The sequence below is a fragment of the Pseudonocardia sp. ICBG1293 genome (genome assembly GCF_020131355.1).
Classification (GTDB): domain Bacteria; phylum Actinomycetota; class Actinomycetes; order Mycobacteriales; family Pseudonocardiaceae; genus Pseudonocardia.
The window spans coordinates 282,231-299,940 of sequence record NZ_JAHLEL010000044.1; the positions used below are offsets into that span (position 1 = coordinate 282,231).

Annotated in this window: 9 protein-coding genes; 7 read left to right on the forward strand and 2 right to left on the reverse strand. The window is 73.9% G+C overall.

What is annotated here, in order from left to right:
* Window positions 1–102 precede the first annotated feature (102 nt).
* Entirely contained in the window at window positions 103–459 is a 357-nt protein-coding gene (locus tag KPF47_RS21025) for a hypothetical protein (RefSeq protein ID WP_224390453.1), read from the forward strand.
* A 666-nt stretch (window positions 460–1,125) separates the two neighbouring features.
* Window positions 1,126–5,670, forward strand: a complete 4,545-nt coding sequence (locus KPF47_RS21030; RefSeq protein ID WP_224390454.1) for an NAD-glutamate dehydrogenase domain-containing protein — start codon at window positions 1,126–1,128, stop codon at window positions 5,668–5,670.
* 5 nt (window positions 5,671–5,675) lie between these two features.
* On the opposite strand, the gene KPF47_RS39730 is transcribed toward KPF47_RS21030, so the two are convergent.
* Window positions 5,676–8,324 (reverse strand): LuxR C-terminal-related transcriptional regulator, encoded by a 2,649-nt coding sequence (locus KPF47_RS39730; protein ID WP_305080456.1) that lies wholly within the window; start codon window positions 8,322–8,324, stop codon window positions 5,676–5,678.
* A 220-nt stretch (window positions 8,325–8,544) separates the two neighbouring features.
* Between KPF47_RS39730 and KPF47_RS21040 the strand changes: the two genes are divergently transcribed.
* Window positions 8,545–11,223 (forward strand): hypothetical protein, encoded by a 2,679-nt coding sequence (locus KPF47_RS21040; RefSeq protein WP_224390455.1) that lies wholly within the window; start codon window positions 8,545–8,547, stop codon window positions 11,221–11,223.
* A 241-nt stretch (window positions 11,224–11,464) separates the two neighbouring features.
* On the opposite strand, the gene KPF47_RS21045 is transcribed toward KPF47_RS21040, so the two are convergent.
* Window positions 11,465–12,412 carry a LysR family transcriptional regulator gene (locus KPF47_RS21045; RefSeq protein WP_224390456.1) on the reverse strand — a complete coding sequence of 316 codons (948 nt, stop codon included), beginning with the start codon at window positions 12,410–12,412 and terminating at the stop codon, window positions 11,465–11,467.
* 112 nt (window positions 12,413–12,524) lie between these two features.
* Here KPF47_RS21045 and solA point away from each other — a divergent pair, with 112 nt between their 5' ends.
* Genes solA through KPF47_RS21065 form a run of 4 tightly spaced genes read left to right on the forward strand, consistent with a single transcriptional unit; the run spans window position 12,525 to window position 17,699 of the window.
* Window positions 12,525–13,709, forward strand: a complete 1,185-nt coding sequence (solA, locus tag KPF47_RS21050; protein ID WP_224390457.1) for an N-methyl-L-tryptophan oxidase — start codon at window positions 12,525–12,527, stop codon at window positions 13,707–13,709.
* A 32-nt stretch (window positions 13,710–13,741) separates the two neighbouring features.
* The gene (locus KPF47_RS21055) at window positions 13,742–15,052 is read left to right on the forward strand and encodes an aromatic ring-hydroxylating dioxygenase subunit alpha (RefSeq protein WP_224390459.1); all 1,311 of its coding nucleotides are present in this window, start codon (window positions 13,742–13,744) and stop codon (window positions 15,050–15,052) included.
* Entirely contained in the window at window positions 15,049–16,506 is a 1,458-nt protein-coding gene (locus KPF47_RS21060) for an aldehyde dehydrogenase family protein (protein WP_224390460.1), read from the forward strand. Before KPF47_RS21055 ends, KPF47_RS21060 begins: the two co-directional genes overlap by 4 nt.
* A complete protein-coding gene (locus tag KPF47_RS21065) occupies window positions 16,503–17,699 on the forward strand; it encodes an FAD-binding oxidoreductase (protein ID WP_224390461.1) in 1,197 nt (398 codons plus the stop codon). Before KPF47_RS21060 ends, KPF47_RS21065 begins: the two co-directional genes overlap by 4 nt.
* The last annotated feature ends 11 nt before the right edge of the window (window positions 17,700–17,710 follow it).

Consider the following 17,710-nt stretch of genomic DNA (forward strand, 5'->3'; position numbering starts at 1 on the left):
GATCACGGCGGGCAGCTCTCCGTCCACCGCTTCGGGCGCGATGGTGGCCGAGGCCGGACGCAGCGGATCCGAGATCCACGCACCAGATCGGACACAGGACACGTGGACTCCCACAACACGGTATGGCTGGAGACCCTGCTCCCGGCGGGCGTCGTCCGGGCTGATCGGCTGGTCCGGGTGTTCGTGCGACGTGGGGGCAACCTCGACCTCGTGGAGCCCACCTGCGACGACGTCACCGACGTGTCGTTCTGTGCGGAGATCGAGACCTCCGACCGGATCCTGCTGCTGGGGTGCACCGACGAGGTCGACTCCGCCGACGACCAGCTCGGTGAGCTGATCGAGACGTTGACCCGAGCCGCCCGACGGTCCGACCCCGGGCCGACCTTCGTCGTCCGGGGCGACGGCGGAGCCGGTCGACCACGGTGGACGATCTGCTCCCGACTCCCCGGTTCCTCCTGAACTCCCGCACCGCGCCACGAGGGCTCGTGCGCCCCGCACCCGAATCCGCACCGGGCGGGACATGGCATCGGGCCCGCAGTTCCGGGCCCGGACGGAATTGCGCCATCGAGGTCACCCGGGAACGCGGACGGATACGGGCGACACAATCGGCCACGACACCATCGACATGGCGATCAGCGCGCACAGATCGTCCTCGCGAGTATCGAGACGAACGACGGCACCAGCTTCGCGGACAACCCCGGCGCACCGGTCCGCACCAGTCGGACGCGTGGGCCACCACCGCCCGTCGGACCCACGACCTCCTGCGTCGGACCGGCGTGGGCACCTCGACAGGACTGAAGGGTGACGATGGAACGGTGGGCGCCCGGCCCGTCCACCTCGTGAAAGAACCGTTGATCGATCCAGCACCCGATCTCCGCGGTCGGCATTCTGATCAACTGCCCCGATGGTCCCCGAAAATTGCACTCGGCGACGGCGCGGTCGGCGCGGATATCATTGACGACCACCGGATCGCAATCGAATCGGGTAGGACGTGAAACGTTCCTCATCATGCTTGAGATCTCCACCCTTCTGCGGACAGTGTCGTCGCAGACGATCGACACCACACGCACGCGCTGCCCGGGGCACCACCCCGCGCGACTGCGATCGACCGGAGGACACGCACCGATGCGTCCCGACACCGTCAGCCCCGACACGATCTCCGAACCGGCACCGGGTCTGCGGGACCTCGCCGCGGTCCGATCACCCGACGATGTCCGGGTCCGGGTCGTGCCGGCCGACCCGGAACGCGGATCCGGACCCCGTGTCCTCGTCGTCGTCGAGGACATGCCCCATCTCATCGATTCGGTCATCGCCGAGCTCCGGCACCACCGGCTCGTCCCCGACCGGGTCGTCCATCCGCGGGTCCGGGTCCGGCGGGACGTCGCCGGAGTACTCGTCGACCACGAGTCCTCGGACACCGGCACCGTGACGCTGACCGAGTCGTGGACCTCGCTGGAGCTGGACGGGCCCCTGCCCGGCCCGCGCGAGGCACTCGAGGCAGCGGTCGAGGACAGGGTCGTGCGACTGCGCGCGCACCTGCGGCGACGGCCCGGCCTGTCCGCGCAGGTCCGGGATCTCGCCGTCGCGCACGCCGCATCGGGCCGGACCGACGGGCTCACCGACTTCCTGCTGTGGTGCCGCGCGGGCAACATGCACCTGCTGGACCTCGTCCCGTGCGACGGGTCCGGGGGCGGGCAGGACCCGCTCCTGATCGGCTGGCGGGCCGAGGTGTCCGATGTGGTCCGCGACGAGCGGCCACTGCGGGTCGTGGTCCCACCGACCCGCCCCGGAGAGCCCGCGCACGAACTCATCGGGTTGCTGACCGACGAGGCCGCGCGGACCGACCCGCGCACCATCCCCGTGCTCGGCGCCCAGGTACAGGCTCGTTCCGAGGACCTCGGGATCTCGGCGGAACGATGGTCGGGCCGGCGTTCGCTGGAGCTGCTGCGGGAGTACCCGCGCAGTGCTCTGCTCCACTCCGGTACCCGCGCTCTGGACCGGGTGCTCGGCGCGGTACCGGGGATCACCGACCGGAGACGGCTGCGGGTGGTCGCCGAGCGCGACGGTGCCTCCGTGGTCACGTCGGTCCTGGTGTTCCTGGGCCGCGACCGGTGCACGCCCGACGCGCGGGAGACCATCCGTCGGGAGATCGAGGCCTTCGTCGGCGGGCCGGTGATCGAACACTCGGTGGCGGCCACGGCGTCGGCGATCTCGATCGTGCACCTCACCACCGGGAGCTCCCGGAGCCCCGCGGAGTCCGTCGAGGACGAGCTGGAGACCCGGCTGACCCGGTTGCTGGGAAGCTGGGAGGAGCAGCTCGCGGCCCTCGGCGGGACCGGCCGGCCCACGGTCGTCTTCCCGCCCGAGTACCGGGCGGCCGTCACCCCGTCCGAGGCCGCGCACGACCTGGCCCGGCTCGGCACGCTCGACTCGGACGCCGGCGGGCGGATCGACGTCGCGTTCCTGCCCGGGCCCGCCGGGACCGACGGGGCCGTCCGGTGGCAGTTCCGGCTGTACTCCGGCGACGAGCGCATCGCACTGTCGGCCGTGCTGCCCGTCCTGCACTCTCTGGGTCTCTACGTGCTCGACGAGCACTCCTGGCCGGTCGCCCGCGGGCGCGACCGCCTCTGGGTGCACCACTTCGACGTCCGCGCCCGGTTCGTCGTGGACGACACCGTGGCCGAACCGGCCGACCGGCTCGGGGACACCTTCGTCGCCTGCTGGACCGGCGAGTGCGACGTCGACGGGTTCAACCGGCTGGTCGGTGTGAGCGGCCTGGACTGGCGGCAGGCCCGGCTCCTGCGGGCGCTGGCCCGTTACCTGCAGCAGATCGGCCACCCGCACGGTCCGGCCGGGGTCGCGGACACCCTGTGCGCGCACCCGGCGATCGCGAGCCGTCTGGTCGCCCTGTTCGAGGCCCGGTTCGCCCCGGAGACCGGCGACGGGAGCCGGACCCCGGTCCCCGAGCGGCTGCGCCGCGACCTGGTCTCCCGGTTGGACACGATCACCGCGCGCGACGCCGACCGGATGCTGCGCAGCCTGTTCGATCTCGTGCTCGGCGTCGTCCGCACCAACCACCACACCGCGCCCCGCGATCTCGCCCTCAAGCTCGATCCGGCCCGCCTGCCCGAGGTCCCGCTCCCCCGCCCGGTCTCGGAGATCTTCGTGTTCTCCACCGCCGTCGAGGGCGTCCACCTGCGGTTCGACCGCGTGGCGCGAGGCGGGTTGCGCTGGTCGGACCGCAGCGACGACTACCGGACCGAGGTGCTCGGGCTCGCGAAGGCCCAGACGCTCAAGAACGCCGTCGTCGTCCCGGGCGGTGCGAAGGGCGGGTTCGTCAGCCGGACCGAACCCGGTGACGGATCGGAGCACTACCGCCGTTTCGTCACCGCGATGCTCGACGTCGTCGACGACCGGGCGCCCGACGGTGCGGGCGAGGTCCGTCCCCTGCTCCCGGGGGTGCGGCACGACGGCGACGACGACTACCTCGTCGTCGCCGCGGACAAGGGGACCGCCCGGTTCTCCGACCTGGCCAACGAGATCGCGGCCGGCCGCGGGTACTGGCTCGGCGACACGTTCGCCTCCGGCGGCCGCACCGGTTACGACCACAAGGCGATGGGCATCACCGCCCGGGGCGCGTGGGAGAGCCTGCGCCGGCACCTGCACGAGCGCGGCGTCGACGCCGACCGGGACGCGTTGACCGTCGTCGGGATCGGCGACATGTCCGGCGACGTGTTCGGCAACGGCATGCTGCTCTCGCCCGCCCTGCGGCTGGTCGCGGCGTTCGACCACCGGCACGTCTTCCTCGACCCGGAGCCCGACCCGGACCGCGCCGACGCCGAGCGACGGCGCCTGTCCACGGTCCCGGGCAGCTCGTGGGACGACTACGACCGCACCGCGATCTCCGCCGAGGGCGGCGTCTGGCCACGCTCGGCGAAGTGGGTCCCGATCGGTCCCCGCGTCCGGCACGTGCTCGGTCTGTCCCCCAGCACGCAGCGGCTGGACCCGCCGGCGCTGATCCGGGCGATCCTGCGGGCCCCGGTGGACCTGCTGTGGAACGGCGGGGTGGGCACCTACGTCAAGGCCTCGCACGAGACACACGGCGACGTCGGCAACCGGGCCTGCGACGACCTGCGTGTCGACGCCGCGCAGCTGCGGGCCGCGGTGGTCGTGGAGGGCGGCAACCTCGGGCTGACCTCGGCGGGGCGGGTCGAGTTCGCCGCGGCCGGCGGCGGCGTCAACACCGACGCCCTCGACAACTCGGCCGGGGTGAGCTGCTCCGACCACGAGGTGAACATCAAGATCGCGGTCGACGAGCTGGTCCGGGCCGGCTCGCTCGCCCCCGGGGAACGCGACGGGCTCCTCGCGGACATGACCGACGAGGTCGCGGCCCTGGTGCTCGGGGAGAACGCACGGCACAACACCGTCGTCGGCCTGGCCCGCAGGCACGCACACCGCCGGCTGGGCCGGCACGCGGCGCTGCTCGCCCACCTCGAGCAGCATCACGGGCTCGACCGGTCCCGGGACGTGCTCCCTTCCGTCGAGGAGATCGAACGACGCCTCCGCTCCGGAGCGGGTCTCACCTCCCCCGAGCTGTGCACCCTGCTCGGCCGGACCAAGCTGGCGCTCTCGGTCGAGCTCGCCGCGTCGGACCTCCCCGACGACGACGCGCTCATCGGCCTGCTTCCCGGTTACTTCCCGGCCGCGCTGACCGAGCGCAACCCGACCGCGCTGACCGAGCACCCGCTGCGGCGCCAGATCGTGGTGTCGGCGCTGACCAACCACGTCGTCGACAGCGCCGGGATGTCGTTCTGCCACCGCCTCGCCGACGACACCGGCGCGAGCTGGCCGGAGGTGGTGCGGGCACACCTGGTCACGTCGTCGGCACTGCGCATCGGCGAGCTGCAGCCCCGGATCGCCGGGATCGCCCCCGGACTGCCGTGTGCCGAGGCCGACGAGTTGTGGGTCATGTCGCGGCGCCTCCTGGAACGGGGCACGCGATGGCTGCTGCAGCACCGGCCCCGCCCCGTCGACCTCACCGGGGAGATCGCCCGCCTCACCGACACGGTCCCGGCGCTGCTCGCCCGGACCGCGCAGCACCTGCACGGGGCCGAGGCCGACCGCCTGGAGTCCGATATCGGACGGTTCGTCGATGCCGGCGTCCCCGACGAGGTGGCACGACAGTGCGTCGGATCCGCCTACACGGTCTCGCTGCTCGACATCGCCGAGATCGCCCGCGGGGTCGAGGACGCCGGGGGTGACGGGGCCGAGGACACGGGGGCCGAGGACACGGCGGCCGAGGACACGGCGGCCGGGCCGGACGGCCGGAACCGGCCGGCGGCGCTCTACTTCGGACTGGCCGAGCGGCTGGACGCGCACCGGCTGATGGACTCGGTCCGTGCCCTGCGCCGGTCGACCCGGGCCGAGCTGCTGGCCCGCGCGCACCTGCGGGACCTGATCTACGACGTCCTGCGCACCCTCACCCGCCGGCTAGCCTCGGCTCCCGGCGGACACGACCCGCACGAGCTCGTCGCGAGCTGGGAGGCCGAACACATCGGCCGGATCGACCAGTTGCGCTACCTCCGCCGGGAGTTCGGTCTCGAGCGCAACGCACCCGACCTGGCGTCGACGGTCGCCGTGGTGCAGCAGTTGCACCGGCTGATCGGGTGAAGCGCTCAGATCGCGATGTCGTCCCGGTGGGCGGCGAGCCGGGCCATGGCCAGGCCGTGCCGGGTCCGGCAGCCGAACTGCTGGAGCAGGCGCGTCACGTAGGTCTCGACGGTCTTCTCGCTCACCCGGATCGCGCGCGCGATCTGCCGGTTGGTCATGCCCTGCGCGACCAGTTCCAGGACCCGGGACTGGGTGTCGTCGAGGCTCGTGGACCGGCGCCGGGGACGACGCACGCCGTGCTGCTTCATGAACTCGCGCAGCCGGGCCCGCGGCGTCGGTGTCTGGAGGTCCTGCGCGATCGACTCCACGGCCGCCCAGTCGGTCGTCGGGTCCTCGGCGGCCGACCCCATCAGCATCCACCCCAGGTCGATGAGGTGGCCGCGGTCCCGTGCCCGCTCGACGGCCCGCTCCCGGGCCGCACGGTCGCGCGCGGTGTGCCCCAGCACCCCGTGCACCAGGTCGCGCACCTCGGCGGCCTCGATCGCCTCGGGGCCCTCGGCGGTCCGGGCCCACGTGTCGGCGGCCTCGCGGAGGCGCCGGAACCACTCGGGCCGGCGGTCGGTCGCGGCGATCCCCGAGAGCCGGGTCAGCAACGCCCGCCGGATCAGCGCGTACGCCCCGGGAGGTACCTCGCCCCAGGCCCGCCACCCCACGGCGAGCGCGGCGTCGGTGTCCCCGGCGACCCAGCTCTGCGCCGAGTGCACGTAGGCACGCAGGATCCGGTTGAGCGACCCGATCGCCCGGTCCGGGAGCAGGTCGAACCATGCCTCGACCGCACGGTCGTCGTCCTGCAGGACCGCGGTGTCGGTGACGAACAGGACCGCACGTTCCCGCAGCGCCGCCGCGTGGACGTCGTCACCGTGGTCGGTGAACATCGCCCGGACCGCGGCGGCGGTGTCCTCCCAGTCGCCGCTGCGGTAGGTCCGGTACACGGTGTCCAGTAGCGCGAGGGATCCTTCGGGCCGCCCCGCGTACGCGGTGCCGAGCAGTGCCTGCAGCGCGGCGACGGCGTCCCGTGCGTCGAGCGCGTCACCGGTCTCGACCAGTACGTCGACGTCCGCACCGAGATCGGGACCGCCCAGCGGGGCGAGCGCTCGGGCCAGGTCCGCCGCGGCCGGGGTCGCCCCCGCCGCCCAGCCCTGCGCGATGCCCAGCGGATCGGCGGCGGTCTCGTCACCGGCCAGCGCCGTGTGCACGGCCTCGGCGACCGGCCGGCGGAGCGTGAGCGCGGCGACCGAGGCGGTCGCGGCGAGCAGGGCGGAGTCCACACCGGTCGGCGTCACGCCGGAGTGGTCACCGCGTGTGACCACATCGGACACCACCTCGGCCAGGAGGTCGTGCTCACCGGCCCGGACGAGCAGCCGCAGGACCCGCTCCGTGGTCCGGGACCGGCTCGGCTCGTCCGGGTCGTGCCGCCCGCAGGCCAGCAGCAGGCGCGCGGCCCGTCCCGGCCGGTGCTCCTCGTCCTGCGCGGCACGTGCGGTGAGCAGCGACGCCCAGCGCCGGTCCGGATCGAGCGCCGTGCCGGCCGCGGCGACGTGGTCGGCGAGCACGTCGACGTCCGGCTCGGACAACCTGTGGTCGTCGGGGAGGACCGCCGTGCGCGCGAAGGCCGCGTGCAGCTGCCGGACCCGCTCCTCGCTCGCCCGGGCGCGCACCGTGGCGCAGACCGCCGGGGACACGATCGTCAGCGCACCGTCGACCTCACCGAGCACCTTCTCCACGACGAGCCGGTCGATCTCGCCACCGATCTCCCCTCCGCCGCGTCCGAGCGCGACGGCGAGCGACGGCACGTCGTCGACCCGCACGCGCACCGGACCACCGGCGAGCAGCACGATGTCCTCGGCGATGCCTCCCGGGCGTCCGACGGCCCGCATCGCCGGTGCGTCCGCCGGCAGGGTCGGCATCCGGTGCGGCGCACGCAGGCAGACCCGGCGCGCCACCGTGCTCAACCGCCCGGCGGCCTGCAACTCCTCGAGCAGGGCCAGGACGTGGGTGGGGTGACCGGCGAGCGGACCGAGTGCGCGGTGCAGCGTGGCGAGCAGGATCGGATCCGGTCGCGTGCGCAGTGTCCGGCGGGCGAGCGTCTCGACCTCGTCCGCGGTGAGCGGGCCGAGCCGCACGATCGCGTCCGCGGGAAGACCGGCCGGGGCGTCCGGACCGGTCACGACCACGACCCGGTAGCCGACCTTCCGCGCGACGACGGCCAGGTGCTCGCGGTGGAGGACCCGGTCGGCGTCGTCGAGCAGCAGCAGCGGACTGCGTCCGATACTCGCGAGCAGTCGGCGCATCTCGACGAGCACGGCTGCCCGACCGTCGGTGGTCCGGTAGGACGCCGGGTGGTGGCGGCGCCGCAGCAGCGCGGCCCGGTGCATCACCTCCGACCCGGCGGCGAGCTGCTCGAACCGCGCTCCGACCGCATCCAGCAGCGGCCCGACCGCGTACTCGTCCCAGTCGGCGACCTCGCGGGCCAGATCCAGCTCCAGGACCGTCCGCCCGGCGGCGTGGGCCTCGTCCGCAGCCTCGGCGAGCAGCACGCTGCGTCCGCTCCCCCGTTCACCGGACAGCACGACGATCGTGTGCCCGGGCCCGGTCGCCCCGAGCGCGGCGAGTTCGTCGCGCCGACCGACCAGCACGTTCCGCCCCGCTGTCATCGACCCTTCCGTTCGCGCATCACACCGACCGTCCCGCGTCGGGGCGGCGGGTGCGGGCCCGCTGTCGGGACCACGGCCGCCACGACGAGTGCACGGAGCAACTGTTGATACGTATAACCTCTCAGCGGTGATCAAACCACGTGCGGTGGGGGGAACCGGAGCCGCTGCGGCACACGATGGGGGCGCGTCGGATGCGACGGCCACCACATCCCGGGCGGTCATGGAGCTGCTCGATCTCGTCCTGGCCGACGACGGGCCGCCCCTGACGGTGCTGACCGGTCACGTCGGCACCGGGCGGACCACCGTCCTGCGCGACGCCGCCGACGCCCTGCGTAGTCGGGGGCGCACGGTCGTGGAGGTCCGCGTGGCACCCGACGGGGTGTTCGTGGGCGAGACCGACAACGATCCGATGTGGACCGAGCACGCCGGGTACCCGTTCGCCCACCTGCAGGACGCGGCCACGGACCGGGAGGTGGCGTCCCGGATCGCCTCGACGATCGCCGCACCGCTGGTGGCACGCGACACCGTGGTGCTGATCGACGACGGGCAGTGGATGGCCCCCGACGGGGTGGCGGCCCTGACGGCGCTGGCCTTCCAGCTCGCCGGGACGGCGGTGCGGTGCGTGTGCTCGATCGCGCTGCCGTACGGGGGGACGGGTGCCGCGTCCGGTGTCGCGGGGCTGCGCCGCCTGCGCGCCGCCTGCCTGGCGGCCACGGTCCGGGTGCCGCCGCTGGACAGGGAGTCGACGGCCCGGGCCGTCGCCGAGCTCCTGCACGCCGAACCTGCTCCGGAGCTGGTGTCCCACGTACGTGCGCGGAGCCGGGGGATCGCTGCCGTGGTGACGGACGTGGTGTCCACACTGCGCAGCACCGACGGAGTACGGGTGATGGCCGGGTACGCCCACCTGTCCCCCGCCGCGGCGCACGGTCGCGTCGTGCTCTCCACCGCCTCGCCGGCGGTGCACCTGCGGCGCCTGGACGATCGGACCCGGCAGACCGCGGCTGCCACGGCCGCACTGGAGCCGGCCGGGTCCGCCCTGCCGGTGCTGCTGGCCCGAGCGCTGCAGCGGCCGCAACACGAGCTGCGCGCCGAGCTGGACGAGCTGGAGGCCGCGGGATTCCTGCGACGCACGCGTGCGGGCGGGTGGCGTTTCCTCCTCCCGGCCCTGCGCGACCATCTCTCGCTCGCACACGGACCGTGGTTGCGCCGCTCGCTCGCCGCGGTCCTGGTGCGGGCGAGCTGGGACGGGACGGTCGGGCTGGACCGGTCCGAGCTCGCCGACCTGACGGTCGTCGCCGGCCGGCTGGTGCCCACCGAGCGGGCCCGCGGCGAGCTGCTCGCCGCGGCGCAGGACGCGGCGCAGGGGCCCGCCGAGCTCCGGCACGCACAGTGGTGGCAGGCCGTCGCCGAGCTGACCACCGACCACCGGGAACGGCTGCGGATGCGCCTGGAACACGCCAGGGCGTGCGAACGGGCGGGGGAGGCGGCCGCCACGGTCGCCGCGGCGCGCGAGCTCCTCCACGAGGGTGACGCGCTGGACGCGGACGCCCGGGACGAGCTGGCCCTCCTGCTGACCGTCGGGCTGATCAGGACGAGCGAGACCGACGAGCTCGACCTCGTGCTCGACGGTTCCGCGGACTGGATGGACGACGAGACCATCGCCGTCGCCTGCCGGGCCCTCGCCCTGGGGATCATCGGTCGCTGGAGTGCCGCGGCGACCGTACTGGCCGGCTCCCGGACGTCGTGGACGGCCCGCCGCCTCCCCCGCGACGCGGGCACGGCGGTGCAGTGGGTCGGCGACGTCTACGCCGGACGGCTGCGCCCCGCCGACCTCCTGGTCACCGAGGGTCCCCCGACGAGCATCGGTCCCGACCACCGCGACCACCCGCTGTGGGCGATCGGCTGCCTGATCACCCTCGGGGACTCCCGCGGCGCCCGGAGCCACGCCGAACGGGCCGGCCTCGCCGACGCCGACCTGCCGCCCTCCCACCGGGGAGCGCTCGCACTGCTCGAATGCCGCCCGGAGTCGCCGGCGCTGGCCTGGAGCGCGCTGACCGAGCCCGACGACACCGCGGCCGGGCTGACCCGGGCCACCTTCCACTACCTGCTCATCGGGCTCACCATGGCGTCGGGACAGATCGGTGTCGCACGTCAGCTCGTCGAGACGGCACGGAAGGAGGTCCTGCTGGGGGACCACGTCGTCGACTTCGCCGACGTGTCCGTGGATCTCGCGCTCGGCGAGGCCGGGACCGCGCAGGCCCGCCTGGTGGCTGCGCTCGAGCGGGCGCGCAGCGACGATCTCCTCGTCGGCACCGACCTCATCCTGAGCGTTCTCGTCTCGCTCGCCCAGCTGCGTGGCGACGAGGCCGGTGCTCGACTGCGCATGCAGGAGCTCGACGAGGTCGCCCGCGCGCTGCAGAGCCCGCGGGCCTCGATGCACGCGGCGTTCGCCCGCGCGACGGCCCACCGGGACACCACCGCGGTCGAGGAGTTCCTGAGGCTCGCCGAGGAGACCGGCCCGGAGTACGAGTCGACCCACCTGACCCTGCGCCTCGTAGGCACGGGGCTCGCCGACCCCGCCCTGCTGCACGACGTCTACGCCGTGTACGGCCGTCTCGACGCGCCGCTCTACCGGGCCTGGACCCGTGCGGCGATGGAGGCGCACGGGGTGCCCGTACCGGGGCGTGCCCAGACCAAGGCCGAGAACGAGCGGCTGCTCGGTCGGCTGCTGATCGAGGGGCTCTCGAACCGGCAGATCGCGACGCTGCTGGGCAGCAGCGCGAAGAGCGTCGAGGGGCGACTGGGCCGGCTGTTCGCCCGCACGGGGTACCGGTCGCGGATCGAGCTCGCCTCCGCGCTGCTCGAACACGGTTCGCTCGTGGCCCCCCCGGATCGGTGACCACGGGTCACGACACCGGGACCCGGTCCCGCAGACCCGCGCGTCGCACCTGCCGTGTCACCGACGGCGCACCGGCGGCTCGCGCTCATGTCCCGACGCACGGTCCGGCCCCCGACGCCGTCCCACGACAGGTGCCGGAACCGTTCGATGATCGCGGACGATCGCCGGCGCAGCCCACCGTCCACACCGGTCGACCCGGTGCTCCGCGGACACCCGTCCGCGACGGACCCCGGAGGAGCGGTCACCCGGGTGCGAGCCGCCCCTCCAGCGACCGACAGACCTCACGCAGCATGTCCAGGCCGGCCGCCACGGCGGGCTGGTACTGCGCGCCGGCGCGGACCCCGGCGATCGCCCGTCGGATCGGCACCGGTGGCGTCCCGATCCGCAACCGGCGGGTGTCGTGCCGGGTGGGGAGGTCGGCCAGCCGGGGTACCAGCGAGACCCCGAAGCCCCGCGAGACCAGCGCCGCGCCGGTGTCCCACTCGTCGGCGTGGTGGGCGATCTCGGGTGCGAAGCCCGCACCGGCACAGGCGGTCATGACGAGCTGGTGGTAGGCCCGTCCCGGGCTGCTGCAGATCCACGGGTCGGCGGCGAGGTCGCGCAACGCGACGTCCGGCCGGTCGACCAGCGGATGCTCCGGGCCCACCAGCAGATCGAGCGGCTCGTCGAAGAGGGTCCGCTGGTCGAAGGCCGGGTCCGACACCGGCGGGATGCTCGACGTCGCGACGACCACGACGATGTCGGTCTCCCCGGCGGCGAGCAGGTCGAACGCCCGGCTGGGCTCGCACTCGCGCAGCGACAGGCGCAGTGCCGGGTGGGTGTCGCGGAGCCGGCCCATCACCTCCGGCACGACGGCTGCGGCCGCGGTGGAGAAGCCGCAGAAGCGCAGGGCGCCGACCGCGTCCTCGCCGCGGTGCGCCGCCAGCTCGGCCTGCGCCCGTTCCCACTGGGCGGTGAGGGTCTCCCCGTGCACGAGCAGCGTGCGCGCGGCCGCCGTGAGCCGGACCCGGCGCCCGTCGGGCTCGAGCAGGGTGACACCGAGCTCCCGCGACAGCGCCTGCATCTGGTGCGACGCCGAGGAGGTCGTCATCCGGCAGATCTCCGCCGCCGCCGTCACGGTCCCGTGCCGCGCTATCGCCGCCAGGACCCGCAGCCGCCGGTCGATCATCCGATCACAGTACACGATCACTAGCGTAAATCTGTGATGGACGTGAACATAATCCGCTGCGCATCCTGATCCCCGGCACCACTGATCCCCAGGTCGACCCGGGGAATCCTCGGCACGGGCAGGAGCTGCGACCATGACGACCTACCGCGCGATCGTCGTCGGCCTCGGAGGGCTGGGCTCGGCGGCCCTGCACCGGCTGGCACTCGAACTGGGGCCCGGCGTCCTGGGGGTCGAGCAGTTCGAGCTCGGCCACCACCGCGGCGCCTCCCAGGACCATTCCCGGATCATCCGCCTCGCCCAGCACCAGGAGCAGTACGCGGCACTGGCCGGCCCGGCGTACAAGGCATGGGCCGAGATCGAGGCCGAGTCCGGTCAGCAGATCCTCACCCGCACCGGCGGCCTGGTGATCGAGGACCGGGTCGCGCGCCGGGGCGCCGCCACCGGCACCCGCAACATCGAGGGCTACACCGAGATGTTCGACCGCTTCGGGGTCGCCTACGAGCTGCTCGACGCCGACGAGCTCGGCACGCGGTGGCCGCAGTTCCGTCTCGCCGGCGGCGAGCAGGCCCTCTACCAGGAGGACTCGGGCATCGTCGACGCCGCCCGCGCGAACGCCACCCACATCGCACTGGCCCGGGCGCACGGGGCCGAGATCCGCACGCACACCCCGGTCCGGGCGGTACGTGCCGACGGTGGGGGCGTCGCGGTGGTCACCGACACCGGGACGGTGCGGGCCGACCGGGTCGTGCTGGCCACCGACGCCTGGACCAACCGGGTGCTCGCCGGGACCGGCGTGACGCTGCCCCTCACCGTGCTGCGCGAGCAGGTCACCTACTACTCCACCCCGCACCTGGCCGAGTTCTCCCCCGCCCGGTTCCCGGTGTTCATGTGGCACGGGCGGCACAACTTCTACGGCTTCCCCGTCTACGGCGAGGTCGCCACCAAGCTCGGCCAGCACATGGGCGGTGACGAGACCACCGCCGAGGAGCGCTCCTTCGACCCGGACCCGGTCCGTCGCGAACGCTACGACGAGTTCCTGGCCCGGCACGTCCCGCGGTTCCGCGGGCCGGAGCTCTACTCGAAGACCTGCCTCTACACGGTGCCTCCGGACCAGAACTTCATCCTCGACAGCCTGCCGGGGGCACCGCAGATCGTGGTGGCCAACGGGGCCGGGCACGCCTTCAAGTTCGCCGCCCTGATCGGGCAGGTGCTGGCCGATCTCGCGCTGGACCGCCCGCCCGGACACGACCTCGACGCGTTCGCGATCGACCGCCCGGCCCTGACCGACCCCGCCTTCCCCCGCAGCTTCCACATCTGAGTCCGCTCGACCACCGAGAGGAGACCCCGGCCATGTCCATCGACGCCACGACGACCGGTGACCCGAACGCGCTGCTGCCGGCCCGGCCGATCGACCCTGCCCTGTTCACCGCGGAGGAGACCTACCGGCACACCCGCCTGCCGGTGGACCGGGCCTCCACGCTGATCCCCGACGCCTACACCTCGCCCGCGTTCTTCGCCCTGGAACAGGAGAAGGTCTTCACCTCCGGCTGGGTCGCCGCCGGCCTGGTGAGCGATGTGGACCGACCGGGCGCCTGCGTCGTGGTGGAGGTGGCCGGGCGGTCGATCATCGTCACCCGCAACCGGCACGGGGAGCTGCGCGGCTTCCACAACGTCTGCCGGCACCGCGCCACCCGGCTGCTCGACGCCACCGCCCGCGAGGTCGGCAGGCGTGGCCGGATCCGCTGCCCGTACCACAACTGGACCTACGACACCGACGGCTCGTGCCTGGGTACCCCGCTGTTCGAGGGCTCCGACGTACCCGAGGGTCAGGAGCCGATCTTCGACACCTCCGGGACGGCCGGTTTCGACCGCGCGGACTACGGCCTGCTGCCGGTGGCGGTCGACTCCTGGGGCTTCTTCCTGTTCGTCAACCTGTCCCCCGACCCGGCCCCGCTCCCGGCCCAGCTCGGCGACCTGCCGGAACGCTTCGCCGACCACGGGCTCGCCCGGTGGGTCCCGCAGCGACGCACCACCTACGACGTCGCCGCCAACTACAAGCTCGTCGGCGAGAACTTCATGGAGTACTACCACCTGCCCTGGGTCCATCCCGAGCTCAACCAGGTCTCCCGGTTCTCCGACCACTACCGCTGGCAGGGACCCGGGATGTACACGGGGATGTGCACCACCCCGGTGTCGCGCAACACCGACGCCGGAGGCTGGGACGGGCTGGCCCCGCTGAGCACGCTCGGCCCCGACGACGCCGACAGCGGGCGGTTCGTCTGGCTCTTCCCGAGCACCGCCCTGGTCGTCCTGCCCAACCACGCCTTCGTCCTGTTCAACCGCCCGGTGGCCGCCGACCGCACGGTCGAGACCGCCGTGCTGCTCACCCACCCCGAGTCCCTCGACGACCCCGGCGCGCCGGACGGGATCGAGCAGCTCGCGAAGTTCTGGGACCTGGTCAACCGCCAGGACCTCGAGATCGTCGAGCAGGTCCAGCTCGGCCTGGCGGACCCGGCCTACCGGGGCGGGCGCATGTGCTTCCGCTTCGAGGAGCCGCTGCACCGGTTCCAGAACATGGTCGCGGACAGGATGGTCGGCATCGACCGCGTCCCCGCCGGCGACGACGAGACCATGACCCGCATGTTCCCGGACCCGGCATGAGCGCCGCCGTCACCGGGGCCGTGCACGGGCACCACATCGCCGGTGCCACCGTCGCGGCGCGCGACCGGCGCACGCTGGCCGTGGAGGACCCCTCCACCGGTGACACCGTCGCGCACGTCGCCCGCGGCGGCGCGGCCGACGTCGACGACGCCGTCCGCGCCGCACGGGCGTCGGCACACCGGCTGCGGGACGCGGCCCCGGCCGAGCGCGGGCGGGCACTCGCCGCCGGGCTCGACGGGCGGGCCGAGGAGTTCGCCCGGCTCGAGACCCTCGACACCGGCAAGCCGCTGTCGCTGGCCCGCTCCGAGGTGGAGGGCTGCGTCGCCTACCTCGACTACTACGCCGGGGCCGCCGACAAGCTGCACGGCGAGACGGTCCCGATCGGGCCCGGGTCCCTCGCGGGGACGGTGCGCGAACCGGTCGGGGTGACCGCGCACATCGTCCCGTGGAACGCGCCGTTGTCGATGCTGTGCCGCAGCGTCGCCCCGGCGCTGGCGGGCGGTAACGCCGCCGTGGTCAAACCGGCCGAGCAGACGCCGTTGACCGCCCTGGCCTTCGCCGAGCTCGTCGAGGCCGCCTTTCACCCCGACGGGACGTTCCACATCGTGATCGGTCTCGGGGCCGAGGCCGGGCACGCGCTCGCCGCCCACCCCGGTATCGGGTCGCTCACGTTCACCGGCTCGGTCCCGACCGGCCGGGCCGTACTGCGCGCCGCGGCCGAGCACATCACGCCGGTGGTCACCGAGCTCGGCGGGAAGTCCCCGCAGATCGTGTTCGCCGACGCCGATCTCGACGACGTCGCAGGCCAGGTGGTCACCGGCTTCACCGCCAACTCGGGCCAGTACTGCGACGCCGGGTCGCGCCTGCTGGTCGAACGCACGGTGCACGACGAGCTCGTCGAGCTGGTCGCCGGACGGGCCGCGGCCCTGACCCTCGGTCCCGGTCGGGACGACCCCGACCTGGGCCCCCTGGTGTCGGCCGGGCACCGGGGCCGCGTCGCCGGGTACGTCGAGGCCGGCCGGGCCGAGGGCGCCGTCGTCGCACGGGACCCGCAACCGGTGCCCGGCCGCGGCCACTTCCTCGCGCCGGTGGTGTTCACCGGCGTCACCCCGGCCATGCGGATCGCCCGCGAGGAGATCTTCGGACCGGTCCTGACCGTCCTGCCCTTCGACGACGAGGACCATGCCGTCGGGCTCGCCGACGCCACCGACTACGGCCTCGGCACCGGGATCCACACCCGCGACATCGACCGCGCGCTGCGCGTGGCGGGACGGGTCCGCGCCGGCTACGTGATGGTCAACGAGTACTTCGGCGGCGGCGTCGCGGTCCCCTTCGGCGGGACCGGGCTCAGCGGCACCGGCCGTGAGCGGGGCCTGGTCGCGCTCGACAACTATCTCACCACCAGGACCGTCGTCACCCGCGTCGGCCCGCACCGTCCCCGGAGCGCCCCATGACCGCACACCCCGACATCGCCGAGGTCGTCGTCGTCGGCGGGGGGATCGAGGGCTGCGCCGCGGCCTGGGCCCTGACCCGGCGCGGCGTCACCGACGTGACCGTGGTCGAGCGCGACACCGTCGGCTCCGGCGGCACCGGCAAGTCCTCGGGCGTCGTCCGCTGCCACTACGGCGTCTCCTCGCTGGCGGCGATGGCCACCCGCAGCCTCGATGTCCTCGAGAACGCCGAGGACGTCCTGGGCGTCGACGTCGGCTTCCGCCGCACCGGTTACGTGGTCGGGGTCGGTGAGCAGGACGTCGCCGCGCTGCACGCCTCGCTGGCCGACCAGCGCGCCGTGGGCGTGCGCACCGAGAGCGTCGGGCGGGCCGAGGTCGCCGCGCTGTGGCCGACCGCGGACCTGGAGCCGTTCGCGGCGTTCGCCTGGGAGGAACGGGGCGGCTACGGCGACGCCCACCGGACGGCACAGGGCTTCGCCGGTGCGGCCCGCCGGGCCGGTGCCCGGCTACGGCAGGGCACCACCGTGGCGGCGATCCGCGTGACGGGCGGCCGCGTGACCGGGGTCGAGCTGGCCGACGGCTCGCACATCGCCACCGGGCACGTCGTCCTCGCGGCGGGCCCCTGGTCGGTCCCGCTGCTCGCCGACCACGGCATCGACCTGCCGATCACCGTGCACCGCGAGCAGATCGTGCTCGTCGACCCCGGGCAACCCCTCGGTCCGGTCCCGGTCTTCTCCGACCTCGTGTCGTTGCAGTACATCCGCCCCGAGGGCGACGGCGGGCTCCTGTTCGGCAACTCCGACCTGTCGGTGCTCGACCCCGCCGACCCGGACCGCTACCGGAACCGGGCCGACGACTCCTTCCTGGAGACCGCCGTCGACAAGATCGGCACCCGGCTGCCCGGCCTGGCGAACCCGGCCGTCTCGGCCACCTACGCCGGTTGCTACGACGTCACCCCGGACTTCAACCCGGTCGTCTCCGGGTCCGGGATCGACGGCCTGGTCGTCGCCGCCGGCTTCTCCGGGCACGGCTTCAAGATCTCCCCCGCGGTGGGGACCCTGGTCGCCGACCTCGTCGTCGACGGCACCAGCAGCGACCCCGACATCCGCACCGAGGACCTGCGCCTGTCGCGGTTCGGCGACGGCGACCTGCTCACCAGCCCCCATCCCTACGTCGGCGCCGGACAGATGCGCTGAGAGGAGACGTC